A 25,908-nucleotide genomic window follows, 5' to 3' on the forward strand; every position below is an offset into this window, starting at 1 on the left:
TTTTTTTAGTTCTCGGCAAACATAAAAGAGATAGAAATGTTTGAAATTCCGAAAAATATTGCACAAAAACAATCCTCTTTTTAGGCTTTTATTGAAACTTTTTTTGAGGAAAAAGAAGAACTGCTTATCCCGAATTGAGGTTATCAGTAATCTCAGTTAGTTGCAACCATAAACCCCAAGAGAACTAACTGATGTCAACTAGCCTTCATTTTTCCCTCTTTTCCTTTCTGCCAAAGCTCGAAACTATTGATGATATTTTGCCATAAAATATAGCAACCGGGACCTACACTACTAAGAGGATTGAGATAGACAGAAGCAATCCAGATGGCAAAAGCAGTATTTTTTTGTCCCAAAGCCTGACCGCTTTCTATGATACTACCACAGCGAGCGCCTATCCGCCACCCCATGAAAAATTGAAGGAAACAGAGAAGCAAGCTCAATAGGGCTATAAGTAGGAGAAAAGAAGCTGAAGTCTGAGCGTGGCAGATATTTTTCACTGTTGTCCCTGTCACGATTGTCAAAGATGCGGCCCATAAATAGTAGCTCAAGTCTTTCACGTTAATAACCCAACGATGGAAGCTATGAAAGAAATTTTTCACGATATAAGAAAGTCCCATAGGAACAATCAAGACAAGTGCCACTTTATAAAGGATAAGAAAAAATGCTGTTGCAAATCCCATTGTAGCCTTAGACTCAATTAAAGGGAAAAATAAAGGAATGAGTATTGCTGTTATAAAATTAGAGATAAACGTGTAAGTCGTCATACTCTCCAAATTTCCTCCAAGTTTCGCCGTAACCACAGGAGCCGCCGAGGCACAAGGCCCTATAATACATGCCAGTACGCCTTCCGCCAAAATCAAGCTCTCACCTTCTAAAGAAAAAGCCAATATTACCCCTACAACAAGCAATACGAAAATTATTTGCTGCCCTCCAATCCATAGATGCCACTTAGATGGCAACATCTTTCGGAAATCTACCTTGCAGAAGGTCACAAAAAGGATCAAGAACATAAACATTGGTAAAATGGCATTCATAATAGGAGCAAAAAAACTACTAGCCTGCTCCAATCTCGGAGTATAAGCAAAAAGCAAATAAACAATCGCTCCAATAGCTATTGCCACAGGTAATGTCCATCTTTTCAAAAAACATATTATAGCATTCATATTCTTATTTCTTTTAATGATACAAAATTACTCATTTATACCTGCACAACACCTCCTAAGTTTGAAAGCCATCAAAAAACTACAGTTCATCATGAAAGTTTGAGTAAATTTGCAGCTACAAAACTTAAATAATCCTCTCTCGTGCCGTTCTCTTATTGACCTACGGCAATATTGCTACACACTGTAGCCTTCAGAGATAACTTACATAACTTTTTATATTTTCCATGTTACTTAGCATCGCTTACATTCTCATTGGTGTCATCGCAGTACTTTGGGGTGCAGACAAGTTTACAGACGGAGCTGCAGCCATCGCACGAAAAATGAACATTCCCGAAATTGTCATCGGCCTAACAATTGTTGCTATGGGCACAAGTGCCCCCGAACTATTCACATCTGTTGTCTCAGCTCTAAAAGGCAGTACGGGATTAGCTTTGGGTAATATCGTAGGATCAAATATCTTCAATAGCTTGTTCATTGTGGGAGCAGCAGCAGCAGTAGCTCCAATCCCTATTTCGCAAGTAACTATTGTCAAAGATATTCCTTTTGCTCTCGTCTCTTCACTCCTTCTGACCGCTGTTTGCCTTGACGGTAACCTCACACGCCTCGACTCGCTGCTATTGCTTATCGGCTTTGCACTCTTCCTTGCCTATACGTTACAGGTAGCTCGTAATGGGAAAACGGAAGATTCTAAAAGCGAAATATCACAAGCGCTTTGGAAAAGTATTCTTTTTATTATCATCGGACTGGCCTGCTTGATTGTTGGCAGTAACTTATTTGTCAATGGCGCAAGCATAGTTGCCGAACAGTTGGGCGTATCGGATGCCATCATCGGTCTGACGATTGTTGCAGGCGGTACATCACTACCAGAACTCGCAACCTCCATCATATCAGCTCGCAAGGGACAGAGTGGCATCGCCATCGGTAATGTTGTAGGTTCTAATGTCTTCAATATCCTTGCCATTCTTGGTATCACTGGCTTTATTTCCCCTATGCGAGATTTGGGTGGTATCACAACCATTGACTTCACAATGCTTATCCTATCGATTATACTTGTGTGGGCAATGTCATTTACAAAACACAAAATTGAACGCTGGGAAGGCTTCACGCTCATTGGCATTTTTACTCTCTATTTAGGTTGGCTTATTTATTCCGCTCTTTGAAAATATCTGTCTATCAACTTTGCCAGAAATGCTCTCATTTGAATAAAACTTAAATACAATTCAATCAAATGATAAATTTCAGAAAAATATTGCAAAAGAAACAAAAGGTCTCAACAATCTATTTTAGATTGTTGAGACCTTTTATTTATAGATAACCAAAGTAGATCTACACAATTGCTTATCCATTCAACATATCCATGTCAGCGTTCAATGCTTTTGCCGAAAGTTTTTTGAGGTATATCATCATTAAGGAGGCTTTCCAGTCGTTCTACATAAAAGCTTGATGGTTTTTCTGCGGATACCGTGCCTGAAGCAAAGTCTGAAACAAGCTCATTGAGTCGCTGAAGCTCAATTGTCTTGCCCGTTTGAGTATATTCCTCACGTAATAGTCTGACTTTTTCTGTTTGCTGAATTCCCTCGATAACTCGTTCAAAGCGAATGCTGCTTCGACCGCCAGGATAAACCATATATGTATCGCCCGGCGTAAACATTCGGAAACGTGTATCTTGCAGAGGGGCATCTGTCCAATTCATCCAAGCCCAACGCAAGAAACCATTAAAGCCATTAGCCAAACAATAGATCGGCAAGTAAGCCGCATCTGCCGGACCATTATTGGAACAAACGTTTGGTTCTGAATCGGGGCAAGCTGTATAAGTTGTCGTTATCCAACCCTTTGCATTTCGCATAGAGAGTTCTGCATCCGTAAAATGTTGCCCATAGGCCACACAATAATCATACAACTTATCGGCCAATTCTTTATGGTAATTGCCTGCTAGTGCCATCTTGATACCAGGCACAGCTTGCTGCGCCACACGATAAGCGTCTGTCATCGCATCAAGTCCGCGCTCATCCATGGCTATCACTATTCTTTCAAACCATCCCTTTGCTTTCAGATGTTTGGCAAAACTACGAAGGAAGTCTGTCCAAAGTTCCTCATATTCTGTCGAAGAAGTAGAAGTTTTGAGGTAAGCATACTTTTGGGATGCTTCATCCATATAGCGGAAACTCATATCCCAAGGAACCATCGAGAAACAGTTTATCTGTCCATTTATGCCACAACTATCCAAGAACGTAATCCAGTGATCGAAGACGGTGTAGTCGTAAGCCCAACTCCCATCTACTTTTTTTGTAGTCAACACCATAGGTTCAAATTTATCGTTACTCTGTGCTCCCCATGGCTCATAAAATAAGATGGCCGTACCCACTTTCTGGCCTGCCTTAGCCAGCATCTGCATATAAGGGCGCAAGGCATCGAAGTGAGCCTGACTCCACGGACTGACACGATAGTAGCGACTAACGGCGTAGGGTTGCATCCAAAAGTTCAAATTAAACTTCCAATCGGAGGGCTTCGGTAACATTCGTTCTTGCACCACTACATCTAGATTCAAGTGCCCCACTACTTTCTTTTGTACATTGAGCACTTCCAGACGAATACTATATGCGCCAGGTTTTGCAGCTTGAGGTATTTCAAACGTACACCATACGGGGCGTGTCGTTTCTTTCTCAAGAATCTTCGTTGTTTCTAAATCTATCACATCGGGGACTAAATAGGGATTCCATCCCGTGGGGTGATTACCACAACCACGAAAGTTGTCCGTCCAAACATAATTGACAAAGCGCGCAGCTCCTCCCAAACTTTTGTTACCAGAGATGCGCAAAGAAAGAGGCCCTACTTCCTCTCGAGAAAAAAGAACAGCCTGCACACCAACGCGCTCTCCTCTCCAGGCATAAACAACTGTATCTGTTGTCACACTAAACAGAGGAGGTTGATGTTTCTCATAATGAACATCGCGCGAGGCCCAACTCATTTGCAACTTATTGGGCAATTTCTCCCAGGCTGTCCTTTCAACTGTAGCAGAATCTTCAGGCTCTACATAATCCCCATAAATACCTTCTTGCGCACTGATAGATGTAGCCCACAAAAATAGAGACGCAAGGCCTAATGTCTTTAAGATTTTCATGAATAAAATAAGGTTTTGAGAAGTACACTTTAGTATTTCACCTCAATGGCAAAGGGATATATACGTTCAGCATCATAGAAACAAGCCAAACTATTGATCATCGCGCTCATGGTTGGTTCACAAAGCCCCGTCCACACAGTTGCTCCATTCACTCTCACTACAACGGGACGAGTAACATCCACTTGTTCAGCAGTGAGATAGACTATCAAATGTCCTCCCGAAGCAGGCGTATAGGTGCGCGCCGATTTTAGTTCAATGCCCCAACGAGAATCTTTTTCTAACGCCTGATAGTGAACATTTTGTATCGTCAAATCCACCACATTTCCCTCAATTCTTTCCTCATAACGGGCGCGCTCTGTGGCATTTGGGCGCTGAATAATTTGCAGATTGGCAAATCCGCGACGATGTCTACCGTCCATTTCAAAATCCTCCCAACTAATTCTCGAAGGAGTTGGAATGCGCCTCCATTGCTTCAGCCATGTTGGTGTACGCCTATAGTCGATGGCGTGTCCTGCATTGGGAATCAGTTCCACCCAATGGTGGTATTCACCGCCATTCAGTCGGCCCAAACTATCCAAAGCCTCGCGGGTATAACGTGTCAGCAAGTTTCGATAGAAACCAAAATCCTGTGCACCAGTTCTCAAACTAAATGGGGTATTACGCAAGTTCTCAACAGGAGCATTCTTGAGCGGTTCTCCTCCTGCCATAGGGCCTACGGCTGCCCAATAGTCAGCATAGAACGAAGCCAAACGCTGGCTACCATAGCCACCCTCAGAGATTCCCATCAAATAAAGACGATTGGCATCTACCTGCGGATTGAGAAAAAGCTGACGGAGCAAGCGTTCCATAAACCACTGCTTAGAACGCTGATACCAACGATACCACTCCCCTTCTTGAGGAATTTGAGGAATAAAATAGATGCTGGGAGCATCGGCAAAGACTTGCGCCAACTTCAGTCCAGTAGCCCATTCGGCATCTCGTGGGCCACTGCCATGGAGATAGATGAAAGCTGGAATCTGAGCATCAGTCGATGCACCTTTTCGGCCATAGTAATAATTCAGTTTAGCATTGGGTTCAAGTGTCTCAGGAATAACCCATTGTCCGTGTGTCTGCTCAGAAAGCGTAGTAAGCGGGATGAGTTGTGGAGAATCTTGAGCATTAGCCTTAAGCCAACAATCCCACACTTCTTGCCGCGCTGTTTCAAGTTGGTCTGCTTTGAGCGGCTTCGACATTGGGAAGAGCGTTTCCTTTCCTTGAAAAGATTGAAGAAAGTATTTTGTAATGGCCCGACGTTGGGCAGAAAGCGGCATAAAAAGCAAGAACAAACCTATAGCAACACCTAGGCGCAGAACTTTTTGAAGCGATTGCATCTGAATGGAATACTTAAAATTTTTCATTTTATACTTCATTTTACAAGAACAAGAAACTGACGGCAAACAATAACAGGCTACGCCAAAGATTCTTTAGTTTATTTTATTATTTATCGCATCACGCATTAGCAAAAGCTCGTTACGTGTCACGCCATGCTCTTTTAACAGCCAAGCATCATCGTCAAAGAAATCAGAAGGCACGAAATCCAGTTTGCGACTTTCGGCAGAAGCCTGATAACGATGAACTGCTTCAGCAATATTGTGGTTCAACCACGCAGAGTGTCCCGCATTGAAATAGTCAGAAGCTGATGGATTGAGCGCAAGAATCTTGGCATAGTATGTTTCTGCCTGTTCCAGATTACCCGAAAGTAGAGAGCACCAAGCCAGTGCACGCAAGGCTTTCCCGTCGGGCTGCAAATAGTCCGCCTTATAAAGCACGCTGAATGCCAACTTTGGCTGATGCAAAGACATATAACATTCCCCGATACGCAAGAGCAAATCGACATCTTCTGGACACAAGGCTTCCAAACGTTCGTAGTAGTCGAGGGCCTCCTCATAGTTGCCTGCTGCCACATTGAGTCGGCCCAGTTGCCGAAGTGTCCATACTGAATCAGGATGTAAGCGGAGAGCTTCCTCATAGTATTCTACGGCTTCTGAAACAAATCCCCAAAGCTCTTCAGCATATCCCATTTTCTCCCACACAGAAGCTGTGCGTTGCTCAGGAGGAATGACCATAAAGAATGTAAGAGCCTCTTTCCAGAGCTCTTCTCTAAAGCAAGAATTGGCAAACTGCAAAGCAATGGGCGCAGAAGAGAAGAACGGACGTAAATGAGCATAAGAAATTAAACTCAAGTCCAACTTGAAAGGATTGTTGTGCTCATTGCGAAAACGGAAAAGATGGAAGAAACGATAAAGATCTTGCAGGTAGAAACGAATTTGCTGCTGCAATTCTTCTTCGCCCGAGTCGAAAGTGCCCATCAGTTCTTCAGGAATATCGCTCATTTTACGGACTCCATCGCCCAAGTTATGCAGTTGCTCATCGGTAAGACTTTGAAGCATGAATACCATACAGTATTTCTCCGTGTCGCAAACGGGCCTATTGTTAAAAACGGCATCCATAGAAGAATAAGCCTCACCGCGCGAGCCAAAAACAGGATTCGAATAGCTGAAAGGCATAAACCAGTTGGCAGCATCATTAAAGAAAGCTTGTTGCCGAGAGATCTGTGCAAATGTAGTATAGAAAGTATCGCTACCACGTTGCTGCATTTCTAAGAATTCATGCATCTTTTTGCTGATTTTCGATTTCTCGCCGTCAGCATCCCATTCGGGATTGAGATGTGCCTCATTGATTTCTGCCAAGTTTGAAAGATCACCCTTGGTAAGGTCTTTCAGTTTGTGAGCTGCCTTGAGCAATTCGGGCATAATATCCTCACGCATCTTTTTATTGTCCTGCTGTGTCTGAATACTCAGAAACAACTGCGCCTGAACTTTATGAAGAGCATCAACAAAAGCAGCATCATCTTGCAAAAGTGTTAGCTGTGCCTCCAATTCAGGGTAGAAACGCAAGCGACCGGCATATTTAATCAGTAGGAGCAAAGCACCAACGATGCAACGTGCACGCACTTTTGGAGGAGCAGAAACAGATCCTTCCAACAAAATTTGCAATTTATTCAGATCGAATACTTCCAAAGTCGACAGAAACAAGGCTGCAGCCATAGTTTGTTGCTCTTCGATAGAATTTGTCGCATCAGTAAATCGCTGACGTTGCATTTGAGATTCTTCCTTTCCCCAAGGAGCGCTAGCATAGGTAGCTTCAAACTGTTCAGACAAGCTACTCGCTACAGAAGCTCTTTCATGTGTCCGCTTCCACACGGAAGAAAAGTAGGAATTATCTTCTTCCAATAATTGCGCGAAATAATAATTGTCAGCAATTTCCGAAGCTTGTCGAAGAAATTGCTGGTGCATGGTTTTACGTGCTGGATCATCCACACCCTTTTCCCAATAGTGCAACAGCATTCGATAGTTTTCTGTCAGCTGCTGAAGAGCATCTGGAATCATCATTGCCTGCCAACTATCAGCAGGAAACTGGAGGTTGACGGCAAGACCTTTGAGTGCTGATAAGGCATCAGAGAGTTGCTCGCTCATGATAGCCTTCACGGCATCGTCATATAGAACCTGAAAAGTTTTAGCATCCATCTTATTCTTTTTTCTAAAAAGCGCAGCGATTATTTAGTTGCGCGAACGTGTGAATAATGGGGCAAATGCAAAGAGTCTGCCACTTGCTGAGAAATCTTATAGTGATTGAGCAGAATGGGCAGGCAACATTTCACACCATGCCGATTCAAACTGTCAACGGCTTGGTTATAACCACGGCGCAAAAGCTCCAAATATTTCGCGTGCGACTTATCTGCAATATATTTGGAACGAAAGACAATCATTCCCCTACTTTTCTCTGCTCCTCGAGCTTCATACATTTGGCGCGCACCTAATAGGCGAGCTTCCGTAGCAAAAGGTTCGGGCAACACGGCAGCATCCAACTGATTATTTTCCAGCATAGAAGCACACGTTCTATAACTATTCACTTGAACACGTACCAGCGCAGTTGGTTTCATACCTGCTTGTCGAAGAGCTTGATCGGCGAGGAGATTCTCTGTTGTACGTTGTGGTAGTCCTAAAACTCTATTGTCTAAATCTTTCATCTTTTTGATGCGCAACGTTCCCGAACTGAGCAATGCCCAATCCCCTTCTGTTTGCATTTCTTGAACGAATGTTACGCCTCGTTTCTGATGAAAAGCCAAACGTTCGGCGTCCATGAAGGAACCATCAACGCTTCCACCCAACAACGCTGTATCACAATCATTCTGAGCTTCGAAAGGGCACAATTTCAAATGGAGTCCCAAACTATCGTAGAGTCCCATTTTCTCCGCATAATAGAAAGGTAAACAGTCTACTATAGGAAGAACAGCCAATCGGATATCCTCGTTTCCAGAAACAACTGATGGGGTCGCATTCTCCTTCTTCTGGTTACACGCCATCAAAAGCCCTAAGGACAATAAAATCAAAGGAATCTTTCGCATGAAAACACTTTTTTTCTTTGGATGACAAAGATAATAAAAAAATATGGGCGACTATCATCTCACGCCTCCTCTCAATTTATGAGCAGAACAAGAAGAGCTAACGACCTCCATTTCTTACCACTGAAGAGTATGCGTATAAGCACTTTTAGATTCCTACTTATGAGGAATAGAATCCATACGAAAAACAGCCGTTTTATTTGACAAACCATTTCCACAACCTAAATGTTAAACAGCTTTAAATTGAACACGCCGAAGATAGTTCTTGTAAAACTGAACTCAAAAAAGCGCAACAAAAGAAGGGATTTATATCGATTTTTCTCTTTCGTACCACTAGAAGTTAAGTAAAAGCACGTTTTTCTCCTTATTCCATCCAAGAATACAATAAAGATGTCAGCTGACAGGCTTATTGCAATTGAGATTTTCTTTATTGTATTTTTAATTTGTCAAGGAGAAAATAAAATTTGTAGTATAGAAAATAAAATTTGTAGTATAGAAAATAAAATTCCTCCTTGAGAAATTCAAAATAGACCTATTTTGTACCGTGTCATATCTGCGTTATTTCCGCACACAGATAATAAAGTTGGATTTCAAACGATTCTCGACACCATAGATTAAGAAATATTTTTACAAATCAAAAAGCTACTATTAAAAGTGGAGCAAAGAAAAAAGATTTATCTTTTTCTCTTGCGCACGATCTTTAATGTTTTAGAAAAAACAAATAGAAAAGCAGTTACTACTCAATGAGGAGTAGCAACTGCTTGCATGAAATTTATTTGTTTCCGCCAAGTGAGCGAAAACAGATCTTTTTTATTCGCCTTTGATAGCCACAATTCCAGGAAGAGCCTTACCTTCGATAGCTTCGAGCAGGGCACCACCGCCAGTAGAAATATAGCTTACCTTGTCAGCCATACCAAACTTGTTGATGCAAGCTACAGAGTCGCCACCACCAATAAGTGAGAAAGCACCATTTGCAGTAGCTTCAGCGATAGCATCAGCAATAGCGCGAGAACCGCCAGCGAAATTGTCGAACTCAAACACACCTGCAGGGCCATTCCAAAGGATTGTCTTTGCACTCTTAATGGCAGCAGCAAAACTCTCACGAGTTGCGGGACCAGCATCCATACCTTCCCATCCTTCGGGAATATCATTGCTGAGACAAACCTGAGTGTTAGCATCGTTCTTAAAGTCATCGGCAGCAATGCAATCTGTACCGAGAATCAGGTTTACACCTTTTTCCTTTGCTTGCTTCATCACGTTGAGTGCAACATCGAGTTTATCGTCCTCACAAATGGACTTACCAATTTTTCCACCCATAGCCTTTGCGAATGTATAAGTCATACCACCGCAGAGAATCAGATTGTCAACCTTACCAAGAAGGTTTTCGATAATTCCAATCTTTGTGGAAACCTTAGAACCACCCATGATGGCAGTGAAGGGGCGCTTGATGTCGCTCAAGACAGCATCAACAGCTGCAACTTCTTTTTCCATCAGATAGCCGAGCATCTTGTGGTCAGCATCGAAGTAGTCTGCAATAACAGCAGTAGAAGCGTGTTTGCGGTGAGCAGTACCGAAAGCGTCCATCACATAGTAGTCAGCATAAGATGCAAGGGTCTTTGCAAACTCCTTCTGGCGAGCCTTCATTTCTTTCTTAGCTTCGTCGTAAGCAGGATCAGCCTTGTCGATACCTACAGGTTTACCTTCTTCTTCAGGATAGAAGCGGAGGTTCTCCAACAGGAGTACATCACCAGGCTGCAAGGCGGCAGCTGCATCCTGAGCCTTTGCACAGTCGGGAGCAAACTGAACAGGAGCGCCGAGAGCTGCACTAACGGCCTCTGTGATCTGACCGAGAGAGAATTTGGGATTTACTGTGCCTTTGGGCTTGCCCATGTGGCTCATGATAATGAGTGCACCACCGTCTGCCAATACTTTCTTCAGCGTGGGCAAAGCTCCGCGGATACGAGTATCATCAGTGATTTTACCATTCTCGTCAAGAGGCACATTGAAGTCTACGCGAACGATGACTTTCTTACCTTTGAAATCGCAATTGTCGATTGTCATATTGTTATTTTTTAGATGAAAAGATTTGTGCGCGAAGATACTGCAAAACAATGAAACCACAAAACGCTTACTTTGCTTTCGCTTTGATAGGACCTTTACAGAGATGTGATAGGCCACACTGTTCGCATTTTGGGCGCAAAGCTGTACATGTATATCGTCCATGAAGAAGCAGCCAAAAATGACTGTGTGCCACATCCTCCTCGGGGATAAACTTACGCAGAGCCATCTCAACCTTATAAGGAGTATTGGCACTGGCGGGGACTAAGCCTAAACGATGGGCTACCCTATAGATATGCGTATCAACGGCCAGAGCTGCCTGACCAAAGGCCACAGCCAAAACCACATTGGCTGTTTTTCTACCAACACCTGGAAGTTTTGTGAGTTGTTCTAATGTCTGAGGTACTTCCCCTTGATACTTTTCTACCAACATTTTTGCAAGTTCCACCAAATGTTTGGCTTTAGCATTGGGATAGCTAACAGAACGAATATACTCAAAAATGGCTCCGGGGGTGGCTTGCGACATCTCTACAGGTGTTGGAAACGATTCAAAAAGAGCGGGAGTTACCATATTCACCCGCTTGTCGGTACATTGTGCTGAAAGAACCGTTGCTACAAGCAATTGAAACGGAGTTTGAAAATGCAACTCCGTTTCAACATTGCCGTGAATCGGGGCTAAATAAGCCAAGACTTCACGGAATAAATCTATTTTCTTCATTATTTTTCCTCGAAATGCTGTAGACGGGCGATATACTTGCCGATAATATCAAATTCAATATTAACTTTTGTTCCCTCTTCTATAGCGTGGAAGTTTGTATGCTCATAAGTGTAAGGAATGATACTCACCTGAAACGAATTGTCAGTAGGATTGCACACTGTCAGGCTCACACCATTGACTGTAACACTGCCTTTGTCAACGCAAAAATAGCCTCTACGAGCCATTTCTGGATTGGCAGCATATTCGAAAGTAAAGAAGTAGCTTCCATCCATATTCTCCACTTTTGTGCAAACAGCAGTTTCGTCAACATGTCCTTGAACGATATGTCCATCTAGGCGACCGTTCATCATCATAGAACGTTCTACGTTGACTTCATCACCTTCTTTAAGAACGCCTAAATTGGAACGCTTCAAAGTTTCATCCATAGCTGTCACAACATACTGCTTTCCTTCTCTGCTTACCACAGTTAGGCAAACACCATTATGGGCGACACTTTGATCAATGCCTAATTCATCACCAAACGGACATTCAAAAGTGAAATGAATGTTCGTATTTTCACGTTTTATAGCTACGACACGTGCCGTAGTCTCTACAATACCACTAAACATAGGCTTTGTTATTATTCTGCTGATCTGTAAAATCTATCTCTCTTACCTGTTTTCAAATCTTTGAAAACAAGACTGTCATCATCCATACTAAGAACTTGAACAAACGTACTATCATCTAATACTAATTGTCCATTCACAATGTGGAAAGCACGTGTAAACTCACGCACTTGAGTAACATTGATGGCTTGAGCTACTGAGGCGTCAGGAGTTCCTTTTTTATTTATAGTGAGTGCCCAACGATCGTTTTCGTGGCTACCTTCATAGTCACCAAAGATATTATTGTCGCCACGATCCAGAGTAAGAACTGTGCTCTGAGAATCGGGTAAGAAAGCAAAGGTTTCACCTCCCATCTCATCAAGAGCCACCTTACCATAAAGAGTACTATCAACCACAATAGTATCACTATCCTTGGCTTTGGATTTATCAGCCCCCTGATCTGTCTTATTACCTACGCACCCCACAGCAGTAAGCAATGTGAGTGCTACAATATAAAAGAATGATTTCCGCATAAGTTTTTTATAAATTTCTGCTGCTAAATTACGCATTTTCCATAATACAGGCAAAAATACAAGCTTTCTTTGCAAAAAACAAACATAAGAGTTTGTTGTTCAAAGAGGAAAGTGTAACTTCGCGCCCGACTCGAAAGAGCCACAAGTTCACATGTTTAACTATTAATGGATGTGGGGCAACAGAAAGCAACAGACTTTCGGCCGCCATCCGCAAAACAACTACCAAAAAATTTATGGCAGATTTTAAAAATGTTCAGCCGCTCGACGGCTTTGATTGGGATTCATTCGAATCAGGTGCTGTAGCAACAAGCCAGAGCAAAGAACAAGACGAGAAGGCCTACACTCAGACCCTCGGTAAGGTAAACGACAACGATGTTGTTGAAGGTAAGGTCATCTCTATTAACAAGCGCGAAGTCGTTGTTAGTATCGGCTTCAAGAGTGATGGTATCGTTCCTGTGAGCGAATTCCGTTACAACCCCGACCTGAAAGTAGGTGACTCTGTTGAAGTTTACATCGAAAATCAAGAAGACAAGCGTGGCCAATTGGTGCTTTCTCATAAGAAAGCTCGTCTGAGCAAAGCTTGGGATCGCGTTAACGCTGCTCTTGAAAACAAAGAAATCATCAAGGGCTACATCAAGTGCCGCACTAAGGGTGGTATGATTGTTGATGTATTTGGTATCGAAGCATTCCTTCCTGGTAGCCAGATTGATGTTAAGCCCATCCGCGACTACGACGTATTCGTTGGAAAGACAATGGAATTCCAAGTTGTTAAGATCAACCAAGAATACCGCAATGTTGTTGTAAGCCACAAGGCTCTCATCGAGGCAGAACTCGAACAGCAGAAGCAAGAAATCATCAGCAAGCTGCAAAAAGGCCAGGTACTCGAAGGTACTGTTAAGAACATCACCACTTATGGTGTATTCATCGATTTGGGCGGTGTTGATGGTCTCATCCACATCACAGACCTCTCTTGGGGTCGCGTAAATGATCCGCACGAGGTTGTCGAACTCGACCAGAAGTTGAACGTTGTAATTCTCGACTTCGATGAAGAGAAGAAGCGTATCGCACTCGGTTTGAAGCAGCTCACTCCGCATCCATGGGATGCTCTTGATGCTGACCTCAAAGTTGGTGACAAGGTTCACGGCAAGGTTGTTGTTATGGCAGACTATGGTGCATTCGTTGAGATTGCTCCTGGTGTTGAAGGCCTTATCCACGTTAGCGAAATGTCTTGGAGCCAGCACTTACGCAGTGCACAAGAATTCCTCAAAGTTGGTGATGAGGTTGACGCAGTTATCCTCACGCTCGACCGTCAGGAACGCAAGATGTCTCTCGGCATCAAGCAGCTTAAAGACGATCCTTGGAAGAACATCGAAGAGAAATTCCCCGTTGGCAGTAAGCACACAGGTAAGGTTCGCAACTTCACAAACTTCGGCGTATTCGTTGAGCTTGAAGAAGGTGTTGACGGTCTCGTTCACATCTCTGACCTCAGCTGGACCAAGAAGGTTAAACACCCCTCAGAATTCACACAGCTCGGTGCAGAAATGGACGTTGTTGTTCTCGAAATTGACAAGGACAGCCGCCGTCTGAGCCTCGGTCACAAGCAGCTCGAAGAGAATCCTTGGGATGTATTCGAACAGAAATACAGTGTTGGTAGCGTACACAAAGGCACTATCACTCAGCTCATGGATAAAGGCGCAGTTGTATCTCTCGAAGATGGTGTTGAAGGTTTCGTAACTCCGAAACACCTCCAGAAGGAAGATGGCAGCAAGGCTCAAGAAGGCGAAACTCTCGACTTCAAGGTAATTGAATTCAACAAGGATAGCAAGCGTGTAATCCTCTCTCACAGCCGCACCTTCGAAGAGGGCGCAGCAGAGGAACGCCGTCCTCGTCGCACAGCTGCTAAGAAAGAAACTGCTGGCACAAACGTTCAAAACCAAGTTGCAACAAACAGCCTCGGTGATAACGATGCTCTCGCAGCTCTGAAAGCACAGATGGAAGGTAAGTAAACTTCCACTAAATAAAACCACTATTAAGTAGGTGTGTCTTCTTAGACATACCTACTTTTTTATGATTCATCTCCTATATCTTTTCTTCATACAATCAACCCAATATCCTCCTACCAATAAAAGTTATTTTTTGTTCCTTATAAGCGCTTAAGCGTTCGCTGCACGCCCTCATTAAAGTGTCTATCCTCAGCATCGTCGTGTCGCATGCAAGGTCTATTCGGCACTCCTTGCTACGTCACTACATATAGCGCAGCTCTTTAGAACCTCTTTGTCAACTTCGATTACGGCTCTTTTCGCAACTAAAAACAACTGCTCCTCTTTTTAATCTTGACGTATTTTATAGAAACGAAATAAAATAATAATAGAGTACGGTTGAAAAATCAGAAGAGAGTCAGGAGAAAGTCAGAAATTAATAGAAAAAGATATTTCTAACGATACATCTTAATACTGCCCACTTTCATAACTCACCAAAACAAAATAGGATACCTAAATATAGGCATCCTATTTTGTGATTCCGATGGGATTCGAACCCATGACCCACGCTTTAGAAGAGCGTTGCTCTAATCCAACTGAGCTACGGAACCATTAGCGAGTACAAAAGTAATAATTTAATTAGTGTCTGCAAAACGATTTTACAAATTTACGCTTCGCCCGTTCCAGTCTCAGCTATTTCAGGTTCCTCTGTTGATACAGAATCCTCTTTTAATGCTGTTTCTGGAGTATCTCCAACTAAAGTATCTCCTATGAATTCAAACTGAAAACTAGAACCTTTGGCAGAAGGAAACTGACTGCGCATATCAATATCTTGACGACCCTTCAGATATTCCATCATTCTATTATAACACTCCTGACCATTATTTGCCTTAATAAGAGCCTCAAACGGAGTATCTTGATACTGAAATTTATTAGTCCCAGGAATCAATGTTACACGTTTAAAGGTAAGGGAACAATGATACCAACCAAAATTCTGAGTTGCTAAGAGCGAAACTTTATAGTCTTTACGATTCAACAACTCTGCTTGAACAGGTGCTGGTATTACTTGCTGTTTACGATTGGACTTAAACTCCTCCATTGTTTCAGCCGTTGTCTTTATTAAGATAAAATAAACTCGCGGGCGAATCTTATAACGTTTTGGATATGGCATATCGCTTTCTACATAACGATGAATATCGTCCACCAGTTCTTGAGATATTACAACATCTGGAATATTTTGAAGAAAATCTATTACCTCGTCAACAGAATGTACAAGAATGTCTTGATCGAAAAACCTTGCGTAAATGTTCATTTTTTGCGGTTATAAGCAGAGCTGTCTAATATGTAAAAAAAATCTATCATAACAAACTTGGTTTAACCCATGTAAGTTATAATAGAAAAGAGAGCGGCAAACGGGGCTCGGACCCGCGACCTCAACCTTGGCAAGGTTGCGCTCTACCAACTGAGCTATTGCCGCAAAACCTTCAGTACTTAACTGAAAGCATCTAGTGAAGAGGAGGAGACTCGAACTCCCACGACATAATGTCACTACCCCCTCAAAGTAGCGCGTCTACCAATTCCGCCACCTCTCCAAATAGATTTCTTGATGATCAACATGGGTAGTGCCCAGAACAGGACTCGAACCTGCACAACATTGCTGTCACTAGTACCTGAAACTAGCGCGTCTACCATTCCGCCACCTGGGCATAGCAGATCATCTGTTCAAAAAAGAGAGCGGCAAACGGGGCTCGGACCCGCGACCTCAACCTTGGCAAGGTTGCGCTCTACCAACTGAGCTATTGCCGCATTTTTCTGCTTTTCAGCAGGCATTCCTCTCAAATGCGATGCAAAGGTACAACAATTTCTTAAACCTGCAAGGACTATCACAAAAAAATCATGTGAAATGTGAAACATTTTCTCAGTTATGCTTTGTTTGCAATGTTCACAAAGCAGTTTTCTAGTAAAAACTAGAAAACGGACTGCTAATAGGAGTAGGAGAAATAAGCATAATCTTACAGCAGAATTCCCCAAATCCGATATAATCATATTTAGGCATACTAGATAAAGCTATCTCTATCGGCCAAGTACCTATTGAGGTATATCAAGAATTAAGTTTTATCCTTCGGATCTTTACTCAAGAAAAAAGAAAGATTCTAGCAACTCATTCAAAAGATGTAACTTTGCAGAGAGAATTAAAAAGTATTGAGATGTTATTTAAATTTTTCTTATCTTGTAGTAAGATTGGAGCTTTCACTTTGGGTGGAGGATATGCTATGATTCCTATTATGGAACGTGAATTTGTCGATAAGCACCAATGGATGGATAAACAGGAATTTATGGACATTATGGTAGTAGCCCAAACCACTCCGGGCATCTTTAGTATAGACATCGCTAGTCATATTGGATATAAACTAAAAGGCATCTGGGGCGGTATTGTTGGAGCAATGGGGATGGCACTCCCATCCATTATCATCATTACTTTGATAGCCATGTTCTTTCAAAACTTCAAGGACAATATCTATGTAAACAAATTTTTCTGCGGAGTACGTCCTGCTGTAGTCGCTCTGATTGCTGCTCCTTGCTTTAAGATGGCAAAAACAGCGAACATAACATGGAGTACCTCTTGGATACCACTTGTGAGTTGTCTACTAATTTGGCTAATGGGTGTCTCTCCCATTTGGATTATTTTAGCGGCTGGCATTGGCGGATATCTCTGGGGACAATACAATAAACATAAAGAACAAAGGCCATGATATTTCTAAAACTATTTTATGTCTTCTCTAAGATAGGCATCTTTAATTTTGGCGGCGGCTATGCTATGTTGTCACTTATCCAGAATGAAACGGTGGTCAAAAACCATTGGTTGACAAATGCAGAATTCACGGACATTGTTGCCATAAGTCAAAGCACACCTGGCCCTATCGGTATCAATGCCGCTACTTATGTAGGTTACACTGCCATTATCAATGCTGGCTATCCACATTGGGCTGCTGTTTGCAGTGCTGTAATGTGTTCTGTTGCTGTGATGTGGCTTTCATTTATCCTTATGATCTGCGTTAGCAAATACTTAATTTCTCACAAAGACTCGCAAGAAGTGAAAGATGTCTTCAAGACACTTCGCCCCACCATTATTGGACTCATTGCTGCAGCAGCACTTTTGTTGATGACACCTGACAATTTTGGTTCACCGTCGAACACACCTTATATTTTTGGTTTGAGTATCATCATTTTTGCTGCGGCATTCTTTGCCACAAACGTCAAGAAAGTAAATCCTATACTCATTCTATTCATCTGCGGTATAATCGGATTAATATTCTATTAAGTAGAATTTACTGAACAAATAAAAGAACGAGAGAGGCACGAAATCCATCCGTGCCTCTCTCGTTCTTATTTAAATAGTAGTTCTCCTAACTATTTAATAATATCGAGTTCTTTGAAGACTTTAGCCAAAATTTTCACTCCACGGTCCACTTCTTCTATGGTATGATTCGCCATCAAAGCGAAACGTACAAGAGTATCTTGCGGCGCACACGCAGGAGGAATCACAGGGTTTATGAAAACACCTTCTTCAAATGCTTTAGCTGTAACCAAGAAGGTCTTTTCCACATCACGCACATAGAGGGGAATAATTGGAGATTGTGTATCGCCAATCTCAAAACCTTCTTCGCGAAAACGCTTCAGTGCATAGTTTGTCACTTCCCACAGATGTGCCAAACGTTCTGGTTCACTTTTCAGAATACGAATAGCTTCACGCGCACAAGCTGTTGCAGCAGGAGTAGCAGAAGCACTAAAGATATAAGTACGAGCATTGTGACGCAACCAGTTAATGATAGTCTTATCAGCAGCGATAAAACCACCGATACTTGCAAGTGACTTACTAAATGTTCCCATAATAAGGTCCACTTCATCCGTCAAACCAAAGTAATCACAAACACCACGCCCCTGACGACCAAAGACACCTAAGCCATGTGCCTCATCAACCATAATTGTAGCATCATATTTGTGCTTGAGTTTCACGATTTCTGGAAGATTACACAAATCGCCTTCCATAGAGAACACCCCATCCACAACGATAAGTTTCACAGACTTGGGCGAGCACTTCTGTAGCTGACGCTCCAAGTCTTCCATATCATTATGTTTATACTTCAAGCAAGTTGCAAAACTCAAACGGCGACCATCAACGATTGAAGCGTGATCTCTATCATCACAAATAATATAGTCTTCACGCCCTACTAATTGAGGTATAACGCCAGAATTAACCGTGAATCCCGTAGCAAAGCATAGAGCTTCATCTTTACCAACATATTCAGCAAGCTCCTTTTCCAACTGAACGTGAATATCCAACGTTCCATTCAGAAAGCGGGAACCAGCGCAGCCAGAACCATATTTACGCATGGCTGCTACGCCTGCTTCAATTACACGATCATCGCCGGTAAGACCTGTATACGCATTAGAGCCAAACATCAAGACTTTGTGTCCACCCATCTCGACTTCAGTACCCTGCTTGCCTTCAATTTCTCGGAAGTAAGGATAGATTCCCTTTTCCATACACTCTTGAGGCAAAGTATACTTGGCCAATCTCTCGTCTAAAATACTCATATCAATTATTTGTGTATTTTTACTTTTGGTAATTTCGGCCGCAAAGATATGAATTTAATCTCTAATAGGTAGGGCTATAACACATTTTTTTGATTTTTGGGCAATCGTTAATCACTCCAGAAGTTAAGGCTTTAGCTATATTTTATTTTCCCATATATTCTTTTTATCTTCGCACCACGAATAAAAAGCACAATGAGTAAAAAAAAGCTCCTATATATTGTCAACCCCATTTCAGGAAATGGGAAAAAGGCAAACATCATCTGCGATATCGAAAAGTATACAGACACAAATACTTTCGATTTTGAAATAAAAAAGACAGAATATGCAGGTCATGCGGCAGAAATTGCAAAAGCCGCGGCAGAAATTGGCATAGAAGCTATTGTTGCCGTGGGGGGAGATGGCACGATCAACGAAGTAGCCCGTTCCATTGTAGGCACACCATCTGCGCTAGGTATTATTCCTTGTGGCTCAGGAAACGGACTTGCTCGCCATCTGCAAATTCCGATGAACTCCGTTAATGCCATCAAGATCATCAACCAGAATGTAGTACATTGTCTTGATTATGGGCTCATCAATAATCATCCTTTCTTCTGCACTTGTGGCGTTGGCTTCGATGCGGTCATCAGCAAACGCTTTGCAGAAAGCGGACGTCGTGGTCCTATTACATATATAGAAAACGTATTGAGAGAAAGCCTCAGTTATAAGCCCGAAATATACACTATTGAGGACCTCTCCCCTACTTCTTCCGACAATCAGCCTCATATATATCAAGCATTCCTCATAGCTTGCGCCAATGCTTCACAATATGGAAATAATGCATACATAGCTCCGCAAGCATCTATGAAGGATGGATTGATGGATATCATCATTATTGAGCCGTTTAGTGCACTCGAAGCTCCGCAAATCGCTATTCAACTCTTTAACAAGAGCCTGTTAAAGAACAGTCACATCAAAATGTTCCAATCATCCCACATTCGCATTTCGCGTACCTCGGAAGGTGCTGCCCACTGCGATGGAGACCCGCTATCAATGAGCAATACCATCGATGTAAAACTCGTTCCTCAGCAGTTTAATATCATTGTAAATCCAGAGGCGCATACTCCCAAGAAAAAACTTTTCCAACTGCTCATGGAAGATGTAGACGAATGGTGGGTATCGCAACAAAGAGTGTTGAGGAAACAACAAGTGGGCATCAAGCGCCTCAACCGGAACATTCTCAACAAACTCAAAAAGTTGTAAGTTCCGTTTATTTACGCAAAGAACTGAGCGCATCTTTACTCTCTAAGGGTCACGAAGGAATAAATATTTTTCCTTGTGGCCTTTCTTTTATTTTGCAAACATATTTCTTATTTTACTGACTCAAGAATAGCTTAAAACTCAGGACAGCTATCTACAGCTGAAAAGGAAGCAAATTTAGAGTGACACAAAAATAGGGATTTTTACAATTTCTCAAGGGCTTTCGAGAAATACAATAAGGGGATTTTCAAGCGTAATAAGGATGTCGGCTGACATCCTTATTGTATTCTCAAATAGAATAAAGAGAAAAAGAAATTCTCAAACTAAAAAGCATGTACAATTCACGCTATTTCTGCATTATTGCTGATTTTGTTTCTACAAAATTAAGATACGCTGCAAAAAAGTAATACAATTTTGCCTCTTATCCATCACTTTCCATTGTTTCCTCCTCATAATTTTCTCTGAAACAAAGAAATGTTTTGTCAAATTAAACAAACCTATATAGCTCAAAGGACACTCAAGAAAAAGGATAATGTAAAATCAAGAAAGAAAGTCGAAATATTCCACCATATTACAGTCTGTCATCTACCAATTATTTCTCTTACTCCTGTGCTTTGGCAGAGCCTTATTCACCTTCTCTTTAGCCTGTTCTTCCGACTGTCGCGCCAAATTAAGGAGTTGTTGTACTTGTTGATCGCTTTGCTGCTGTTGTTGATTAGACGATTTCTGATTTTGGGAATTCTGTTGCTGTTTTTGCTGTTGTTTTTGCTGCTGGTTGTTATCTTTTTGTTTTTTGTTGTTCTGCTTGTTCGAATCCTTATTTTTCTTGAGTTGCTTTTGGCAAAGAGCAAGGTTATAGCGGGATTGTTCGTTATCAGGATTTTGGCGCAAAGCATCTTTATAGTTATCAATGGCTTGTAGGAGCAATTGCTGTCTCTGATCAACTGACGCTGTCAAAGCTGCTCGCTGATTGATATACCCCATATTGTGGAAAGCCATACTCTTGATACGAGGATTTTTCTCGTAGCGAGTGGCCAACTTGAATTGTTGCATGGCAGCATCGGGATTTTTCTTGGCCATATAAGTATCTCCAAGATTAAAATAGGCACGTGCATTATTGGGCGACTGCAATAAAGCTTTGCGATAAGCCACCTCGGCAGCATCGTAACGTCCTGAACGAAACGCTCTATTCCCTATATGGATTTGTTTCCAATCTTCTGTTTGAGCATAGATTGAAACAGTACACATCAACAGCAGGAAAAATAAAAAACTTTTTTTCATACTACTACTTCTTTCTAAAGATATGCAGACGATCAATCCAAGGATTCTGCGTCTCAAACATAAAAAATTCCATTATCAATAAAAATAAGACGATAAGCCCCACAGCCTGAAACTGCTCATTGTAGGCCGTTTCTGTGTCTTTTAGTGGTGCGTGTTGCATTTGATCCAGCTCATGTTGCAACTGTGTTTGGGCATTGCTCGTATTATCTATATGAAAATACTGTCCACTACCAGCCTTCGCTAGCTCCTTACACATATCCTCATTTAGACGCGTGATAACAGGTTGTCCATTTTCATCTTGCAGAGGTCCTTCAGACGTAGGAATCTGCGCTCCCTCTGTTGAGCCTACTCCTAAGACAAAAACTTGTCGTCCCTCTTTAGCAGCCTCTTGTGCAGCCTCAACAGCTCCCCCTTCATGGTCTTCGCCATCAGTGATTAAGATAATAGCCTTTCCCACATTCTTTGCATCTGTAAAACTTTTATCAGCTAAACGTATGGCCGCACCTATATTGGTACCTTGGGAAGTAACCATATCTGTAGAGATGGTATTGAGAAAAACTTTTGCCGAAGCGTAGTCACTCGTAATAGGTAATTGCGGATAAGCTTCTCCAGCGAAGACACCCAGCGAAACCTTATCGTTTTGCATTCTATCTATCATCGTAGAAACAAGTAGTTTTACTCGTTCCAAACGATTGGGGTGCACGTCCTCAGCAAGCATCGAGTTAGAAATATCGAGCATAAAGGCAACCTCAATACCCGATTTTTCCTTTGTTATCTGCCGCGCTCCCAGCTGCGGACGAGCAAGCATCACAAAGCACAACGCCAAGGCCGAGAGAAGCAAGGTAAACTTTGTCAGAGGACGCCAAGCAGAGATGCCAGGAACCAAAGACTTTAACATTTTCCGACTGCCCCAACGCAGCTCTTTATTGACACGTTGGAAAGAGGTGTATATATACAAGAGGACAAGTAGCGGAAGGACTATTAGTCCATATAAATATTCAGGATTTGCAAAATGAAACACGATACTTTCACTTTAAAATTTTACTCATGGAATACGTCTAAACCAAGTGATACGCAATAAAATCTCCAATAAGAGGCTCACACAAGCAATGAAAGCAAACAACTGGTAGGCTTCATAGTGGCGATCATAGTTGGCAACTTTCAGTTTTGTTTTCTCCAACTGATCTATATCTTTATAAATGTCGCGAAGTTTTTGCTTGCTGCCAGCTTGATAAAAAATACCACCTGTGGATTGAGCTATCTCTTTTAGCGTTGACGGATCTGAAGATGTTTCGATAGGAGCGGTATATGTTTCTCCATTGGGCAGTGTAGCAACGGCTTGCTGCGTAGTTGTAGAAGAGCCCAGAAGAATAGTGTAAATACGGATTCCCAATTTCTTAGCCATATCCGCAGCTGTTAGAGGAGAGATCTCACCAGCATTATTTTCTCCGTCTGTCAAGAGAATAATGACTTTGCTGGGAGCTTTGCTTTTTTCCAAATGGGCTGCAGCGGAGGCGATCCCCATCCCAATGGCTGTTCCTTCGCTAATAACGCCTTGCGCCTGAAGGTTACAGTTCACATTTTGGAACATACCCAAGAGTGCAGTATGGTCGGTGGTCAGTGGGCATTGTGTAAAAGCTTCTCCACCAAAGAGCGTCAAACCTATATTATCGTTGGGGCGATTGTTGATAAACTCATAAGCCACTTGTTTTGCGGCTTCTAGTCGGTTGGGCTGCAAATCGGGCGTAAGCATGCTTGTAGAGATATCCATAGCCATCATAATATCGATTCCCTCTGTTTCCTTCGTGCTCAAAGAAGTATTAGTTTGTGGTCGAGCTAGGGCTACAACCAATGCCGTGAAGGCAATGACACGAAGAAAGAACGGAACGTGTCGCAGACGTACGCGCAATGTTTGTGGTATATCTGTCATAAACTCCGTTGAAGAGAAAAGCAGCGATGGCTGACGCCGTTCACGAAAGAGAAAATGCCAAGCCACAAAAGGTATTAGCAACAAAAGAAAGAGGAAATATAATGGACTTTCAAAAGTCATTGTTCTATCGTTTTACTTAGAAGTTAATAGATAATACGATTACGATAATTATCAAAGGAAGGTATTAACGATTTCTTCCAACAGATAAACTAATAAAGCTAAGGAACCCAAGACCAAGAGAACTATACCTATATACATTCCGATACGTATACGCTGCTGCCTTTGTTCGCCACCAATAACAACAACCTTCTTCTGGACTGGTCTCTCCACTTCGGGTTGTTTGGTTTCATTGACATAATTCACCGCTACAAACAAATCATGTTTCGCTTCTATAAAAGAGCTTTCATATTTGGCAAACTTAACGAGATCAGCTGTATTTAAAAGTTCCTGCAACTCCTTCAAACCTACTTTATCATTTGATATGGACAAGGCGTTAATAATTTCTTGAGATGTCATCTCTCGCGCATTGATACCGAAACGTTGACTAATGTAAGTTCGTAAGATACTGGTGAGGTGTTCGTAATATACCTTGTGAGATAAAGCAGAAGAATCCACCTGTTGTTTCATCTTTTCAATTTCTTTCATTGCCACAAGGTGTGGCGCTTCAGGTTGCTGCACTGTTACAACTCTTGTAAGAGGAGCTTTGTTAGACAAACGTATGGCCAACATAACAACCAGAGCTAGCATCACAATGAGCAGGAGCGAGAGAAAGCACAAATGCCAAGTCCAACTAAAGGGCATATCAACAGGAGCAAAGGGGCCATTGAAATGGTCATAGTGAGTTGTATCTACGGGGACTGTATTTACATTCAATCCCACAGAATTTCTCGAGCGCACAGTGTCGCCATTCACTATTACATAGGGAACAATATTATAGAGAGAGGAATCAAAGCTTGTCACTGTGTAGCGGCGCTTCAGCTCTATGCGCCTTCCTGCATTCAACAATGTAGTATCTACACGAGTGGCGACCAACACTTCAACAGCAGGTATTAAATCCTGTCCTTTCTCATACCGAGGAAAAACCACACGTTGCGATGGTCCAGCCATTACCTTCACTTGTATCTGCACCTGTTCTCCAATACGGATTTCAGATGTATCAAGTTTTGATTCAACAACAACCTGCGCCATTGTGACCGAGGCTGTCATCCAAATAAGTAATAAAAAAATATTTCGAATAACAACAATTTTCATTCGCTCGTTATTTCTCATTTATGTTTCTATCGCAACCCAAAGGCGCAGTAGCAAACGATTGAAAGCTACAAGGCTTTCTTCTTCTTTCTATCGATTGTGTAGCAAACGCTTTAAACCTTCGATGTAATCTTCATTTGTAGCCAATGAGGCTAGGCCGATGCCACTTTTTTTAAAAGTATCTTCTAAACGCTTCTGCGATTTCACCCAATGGGCCTCATACCATTGACGCACTTTCTCGCTGGAAGAATCTAACAATTCAACATGGCCCGTTTCAGCATCTGCTACTTGCAGGAGACCGACATTGGGAAGCTGTGCCAAACGATTATCATAAACTCTTACAGCCACTAAGTCGTGACGATGAGCTACCATTCGGAGTTGCTGGCTATAATCTTTTGAATCTAAAAAATCGGAGAGTAGAAAAGCAATACTGCGACGCGAAATTGCACGCATAAGATGCTCTAAGCCTACACTTATATCTGTACGACGCGACTTAGGTATAAAGTTCAGTAGTTCTCGGATAATATAAAGTACGTGCTTACGCCCTTTCTTGGGAGGAATAAAGTATTCCACTTGATTAGAGAAAAAGATGGCTCCCACCTTGTCGTTATTTTGCGCAGCAGAGAAAGCCAATGTTGCAGCAATCTCCGTGACCACGTCGCGCTGAGAACTCTCCCCCGAACCAAAAACAAGACTACCGCTCACATCAATCAGTAACATTACTGTTAACTCTCTTTCTTCTTCATATATTTTAATATGAGGGCGGTTGGTACGCGCTGTTACATTCCAATCAATGTCTCGAACATCATCTCCTGGCTGATACTCACGCACTTCGGCAAACGACATTCCTCTACCTTTGAAAGCCGACCGATATTCACCTGCAAATACATTATTTGTCAAAGCGCGAGTTTTAAGCTCTACGCGCCTTACTTTCTTCAATAATTCTTCTGTATCCACTATATCTCGTCTTGGAATTTTACTCTCTTCCTACTTTCATCTTTTTACATTTATGCC

21 protein-coding genes and 5 tRNA genes are annotated in these 25,908 nt (G+C 42.1%); 5 read left to right on the forward strand and 21 right to left on the reverse strand.

Annotated features, from left to right (window positions below):
- Positions 1-194 precede the first annotated feature (194 nt).
- Positions 195-1,163, reverse strand: a complete 969-nt coding sequence (locus tag ACO4R2_RS04810; protein WP_484769393.1) for a transporter — start codon at positions 1,161-1,163, stop codon at positions 195-197.
- 224 nt (positions 1,164-1,387) lie between these two features.
- Between ACO4R2_RS04810 and ACO4R2_RS04815 the strand changes: the two genes are divergently transcribed.
- Complete coding sequence (locus ACO4R2_RS04815) at positions 1,388-2,323, forward strand: calcium/sodium antiporter (protein WP_484769394.1); 936 nt, start codon at positions 1,388-1,390, stop codon at positions 2,321-2,323.
- A 200-nt stretch (positions 2,324-2,523) separates the two neighbouring features.
- Here the strand turns inward: ACO4R2_RS04815 and ACO4R2_RS04820 are convergent, their stop codons facing one another.
- The 8 genes from ACO4R2_RS04820 to ACO4R2_RS04855 form a co-directional block, all read right to left on the reverse strand.
- On the reverse strand, positions 2,524-4,284 hold the full coding sequence (locus ACO4R2_RS04820) for a DUF4091 domain-containing protein (protein WP_484769395.1): 1,761 nt from the start codon (positions 4,282-4,284) through the stop codon (positions 2,524-2,526).
- 29 nt (positions 4,285-4,313) lie between these two features.
- A complete protein-coding gene (locus ACO4R2_RS04825) occupies positions 4,314-5,681 on the reverse strand; it encodes a hypothetical protein (RefSeq protein WP_484769396.1) in 1,368 nt (455 codons plus the stop codon).
- Between the two features lie 66 nt (positions 5,682-5,747).
- Positions 5,748-7,850 (reverse strand): tetratricopeptide repeat protein, encoded by a 2,103-nt coding sequence (locus ACO4R2_RS04830; protein ID WP_484769397.1) that lies wholly within the window; start codon positions 7,848-7,850, stop codon positions 5,748-5,750.
- 29 nt (positions 7,851-7,879) lie between these two features.
- The gene (locus ACO4R2_RS04835; RefSeq protein WP_484769398.1) at positions 7,880-8,731 is read right to left on the reverse strand and encodes an ABC transporter substrate-binding protein; all 852 of its coding nucleotides are present in this window, start codon (positions 8,729-8,731) and stop codon (positions 7,880-7,882) included.
- 807 nt (positions 8,732-9,538) lie between these two features.
- On the reverse strand, positions 9,539-10,789 hold the full coding sequence (locus ACO4R2_RS04840; RefSeq protein ID WP_484769399.1) for a phosphoglycerate kinase: 1,251 nt from the start codon (positions 10,787-10,789) through the stop codon (positions 9,539-9,541).
- 67 nt (positions 10,790-10,856) lie between these two features.
- Complete coding sequence (gene nth, locus ACO4R2_RS04845; RefSeq protein ID WP_484769400.1) at positions 10,857-11,504, reverse strand: endonuclease III; 648 nt, start codon at positions 11,502-11,504, stop codon at positions 10,857-10,859.
- Positions 11,504-12,112, reverse strand: a complete 609-nt coding sequence (locus ACO4R2_RS04850; protein ID WP_347719449.1) for a riboflavin synthase — start codon at positions 12,110-12,112, stop codon at positions 11,504-11,506. Before ACO4R2_RS04850 ends, nth begins: the two co-directional genes overlap by 1 nt.
- An 11-nt stretch (positions 12,113-12,123) precedes the next feature.
- Positions 12,124-12,621, reverse strand: a complete 498-nt coding sequence (locus ACO4R2_RS04855; protein WP_311491054.1) for a hypothetical protein — start codon at positions 12,619-12,621, stop codon at positions 12,124-12,126.
- 233 nt (positions 12,622-12,854) lie between these two features.
- Between ACO4R2_RS04855 and rpsA the strand changes: the two genes are divergently transcribed.
- Positions 12,855-14,627, forward strand: coding sequence for a 30S ribosomal protein S1 (gene rpsA / locus ACO4R2_RS04860; RefSeq protein WP_315090196.1), 1,773 nt, complete (start codon positions 12,855-12,857; stop codon positions 14,625-14,627).
- A 509-nt stretch (positions 14,628-15,136) separates the two neighbouring features.
- On the opposite strand, the gene ACO4R2_RS04865 is transcribed toward rpsA, so the two are convergent.
- The 6 genes from ACO4R2_RS04865 to ACO4R2_RS04890 all read right to left on the reverse strand — a co-directional run bounded on the left by ACO4R2_RS04865 (position 15,137) and on the right by ACO4R2_RS04890 (position 16,406).
- A tRNA-Arg gene (locus ACO4R2_RS04865) sits at positions 15,137-15,211 on the reverse strand.
- Between the two features lie 56 nt (positions 15,212-15,267).
- On the reverse strand, positions 15,268-15,912 hold the full coding sequence (locus ACO4R2_RS04870) for a hypothetical protein (protein WP_315090198.1): 645 nt from the start codon (positions 15,910-15,912) through the stop codon (positions 15,268-15,270).
- Between the two features lie 92 nt (positions 15,913-16,004).
- Positions 16,005-16,077 (reverse strand) — tRNA-Gly (locus tag ACO4R2_RS04875).
- A 32-nt stretch (positions 16,078-16,109) separates the two neighbouring features.
- Positions 16,110-16,192: transfer RNA gene (locus ACO4R2_RS04880), tRNA-Leu, on the reverse strand.
- Between the two features lie 31 nt (positions 16,193-16,223).
- Positions 16,224-16,306 (reverse strand) — tRNA-Leu (locus tag ACO4R2_RS04885).
- 27 nt (positions 16,307-16,333) lie between these two features.
- Positions 16,334-16,406, reverse strand: a tRNA-Gly gene (locus ACO4R2_RS04890).
- Between the two features lie 401 nt (positions 16,407-16,807).
- Here ACO4R2_RS04890 and ACO4R2_RS04895 point away from each other — a divergent pair.
- Positions 16,808-17,353 (forward strand): chromate transporter, encoded by a 546-nt coding sequence (locus ACO4R2_RS04895; protein WP_311491066.1) that lies wholly within the window; start codon positions 16,808-16,810, stop codon positions 17,351-17,353.
- Entirely contained in the window at positions 17,350-17,922 is a 573-nt protein-coding gene (locus ACO4R2_RS04900) for a chromate transporter (protein ID WP_311491051.1), read from the forward strand. The genes ACO4R2_RS04895 and ACO4R2_RS04900 overlap by 4 nt, the downstream gene beginning before the upstream one ends.
- Positions 17,923-18,011: 89 nt before the next feature.
- On the opposite strand, the gene spt is transcribed toward ACO4R2_RS04900, so the two are convergent.
- Entirely contained in the window at positions 18,012-19,199 is a 1,188-nt protein-coding gene (gene spt, locus ACO4R2_RS04905) for a serine palmitoyltransferase (RefSeq protein ID WP_311491050.1), read from the reverse strand.
- 192 nt (positions 19,200-19,391) lie between these two features.
- On the opposite strand from spt, the gene ACO4R2_RS04910 reads away from it, so the two are divergent.
- Complete coding sequence (locus tag ACO4R2_RS04910) at positions 19,392-20,438, forward strand: diacylglycerol/lipid kinase family protein (RefSeq protein WP_484769401.1); 1,047 nt, start codon at positions 19,392-19,394, stop codon at positions 20,436-20,438.
- A gap of 582 nt (positions 20,439-21,020) precedes the next feature.
- Here ACO4R2_RS04910 and ACO4R2_RS04915 read toward each other — a convergent pair.
- The 5 genes from ACO4R2_RS04915 to ACO4R2_RS04935 form a co-directional block, all read right to left on the reverse strand.
- Positions 21,021-21,716 carry a tetratricopeptide repeat protein gene (locus tag ACO4R2_RS04915; protein ID WP_311490892.1) on the reverse strand — a complete coding sequence of 232 codons (696 nt, stop codon included), beginning with the start codon at positions 21,714-21,716 and terminating at the stop codon, positions 21,021-21,023.
- Positions 21,717-21,720: 4 nt separating this feature from the next.
- Positions 21,721-22,737: a VWA domain-containing protein gene (locus ACO4R2_RS04920; protein WP_347719454.1), complete on the reverse strand. Its 1,017-nt coding sequence runs from the start codon at positions 22,735-22,737 to the stop codon at positions 21,721-21,723.
- 24 nt (positions 22,738-22,761) lie between these two features.
- Positions 22,762-23,766 carry a vWA domain-containing protein gene (locus ACO4R2_RS04925; protein WP_484769402.1) on the reverse strand — a complete coding sequence of 335 codons (1,005 nt, stop codon included), beginning with the start codon at positions 23,764-23,766 and terminating at the stop codon, positions 22,762-22,764.
- Between the two features lie 51 nt (positions 23,767-23,817).
- The gene (locus tag ACO4R2_RS04930) at positions 23,818-24,897 is read right to left on the reverse strand and encodes a hypothetical protein (protein ID WP_484769403.1); all 1,080 of its coding nucleotides are present in this window, start codon (positions 24,895-24,897) and stop codon (positions 23,818-23,820) included.
- 87 nt (positions 24,898-24,984) lie between these two features.
- Entirely contained in the window at positions 24,985-25,851 is an 867-nt protein-coding gene (locus tag ACO4R2_RS04935) for a DUF58 domain-containing protein (RefSeq protein ID WP_484769404.1), read from the reverse strand.
- Positions 25,852-25,908: the final 57 nt, after the last annotated feature.

This window comes from Alloprevotella sp., from assembly GCF_057240785.1.

Excerpts from the sequence above, each read along its gene's own strand:
- ACO4R2_RS04930 (WP_484769403.1), bottom strand. The coding sequence starts at position 24,897 with ATGAAAATTGTTGTTATTCGAAATATTTTTTTATTACTTATTTGGATG.
- ACO4R2_RS04870 (WP_315090198.1), bottom strand. The coding sequence starts at position 15,912 with ATGAACATTTACGCAAGGTTTTTCGATCAAGACATTCTTGTACATTCT.
- ACO4R2_RS04810 (WP_484769393.1), bottom strand. The coding sequence starts at position 1,163 with ATGAATGCTATAATATGTTTTTTGAAAAGATGGACATTACCTGTGGCA.
- ACO4R2_RS04825 (WP_484769396.1), bottom strand. The coding sequence starts at position 5,681 with ATGAAAAATTTTAAGTATTCCATTCAGATGCAATCGCTTCAAAAAGTT.
- ACO4R2_RS04915 (WP_311490892.1), bottom strand. The coding sequence starts at position 21,716 with ATGAAAAAAAGTTTTTTATTTTTCCTGCTGTTGATGTGTACTGTTTCA.
- ACO4R2_RS04925 (WP_484769402.1), bottom strand. The coding sequence starts at position 23,766 with ATGACTTTTGAAAGTCCATTATATTTCCTCTTTCTTTTGTTGCTAATA.
- ACO4R2_RS04850 (WP_347719449.1), bottom strand. The coding sequence starts at position 12,112 with ATGTTTAGTGGTATTGTAGAGACTACGGCACGTGTCGTAGCTATAAAA.
- ACO4R2_RS04895 (WP_311491066.1), top strand. The coding sequence starts at position 16,808 with ATGTTATTTAAATTTTTCTTATCTTGTAGTAAGATTGGAGCTTTCACT.
- ACO4R2_RS04815 (WP_484769394.1), top strand. The coding sequence starts at position 1,388 with ATGTTACTTAGCATCGCTTACATTCTCATTGGTGTCATCGCAGTACTT.
- rpsA (WP_315090196.1), top strand. The coding sequence starts at position 12,855 with ATGGCAGATTTTAAAAATGTTCAGCCGCTCGACGGCTTTGATTGGGAT.
- ACO4R2_RS04840 (WP_484769399.1), bottom strand. The coding sequence starts at position 10,789 with ATGACAATCGACAATTGCGATTTCAAAGGTAAGAAAGTCATCGTTCGC.
- nth (WP_484769400.1), bottom strand. The coding sequence starts at position 11,504 with ATGAAGAAAATAGATTTATTCCGTGAAGTCTTGGCTTATTTAGCCCCG.
- ACO4R2_RS04900 (WP_311491051.1), top strand. The coding sequence starts at position 17,350 with ATGATATTTCTAAAACTATTTTATGTCTTCTCTAAGATAGGCATCTTT.
- ACO4R2_RS04830 (WP_484769397.1), bottom strand. The coding sequence starts at position 7,850 with ATGGATGCTAAAACTTTTCAGGTTCTATATGACGATGCCGTGAAGGCT.
- ACO4R2_RS04855 (WP_311491054.1), bottom strand. The coding sequence starts at position 12,621 with ATGCGGAAATCATTCTTTTATATTGTAGCACTCACATTGCTTACTGCT.
- ACO4R2_RS04910 (WP_484769401.1), top strand. The coding sequence starts at position 19,392 with ATGAGTAAAAAAAAGCTCCTATATATTGTCAACCCCATTTCAGGAAAT.
- ACO4R2_RS04820 (WP_484769395.1), bottom strand. The coding sequence starts at position 4,284 with ATGAAAATCTTAAAGACATTAGGCCTTGCGTCTCTATTTTTGTGGGCT.
- ACO4R2_RS04835 (WP_484769398.1), bottom strand. The coding sequence starts at position 8,731 with ATGCGAAAGATTCCTTTGATTTTATTGTCCTTAGGGCTTTTGATGGCG.
- spt (WP_311491050.1), bottom strand. The coding sequence starts at position 19,199 with ATGAGTATTTTAGACGAGAGATTGGCCAAGTATACTTTGCCTCAAGAG.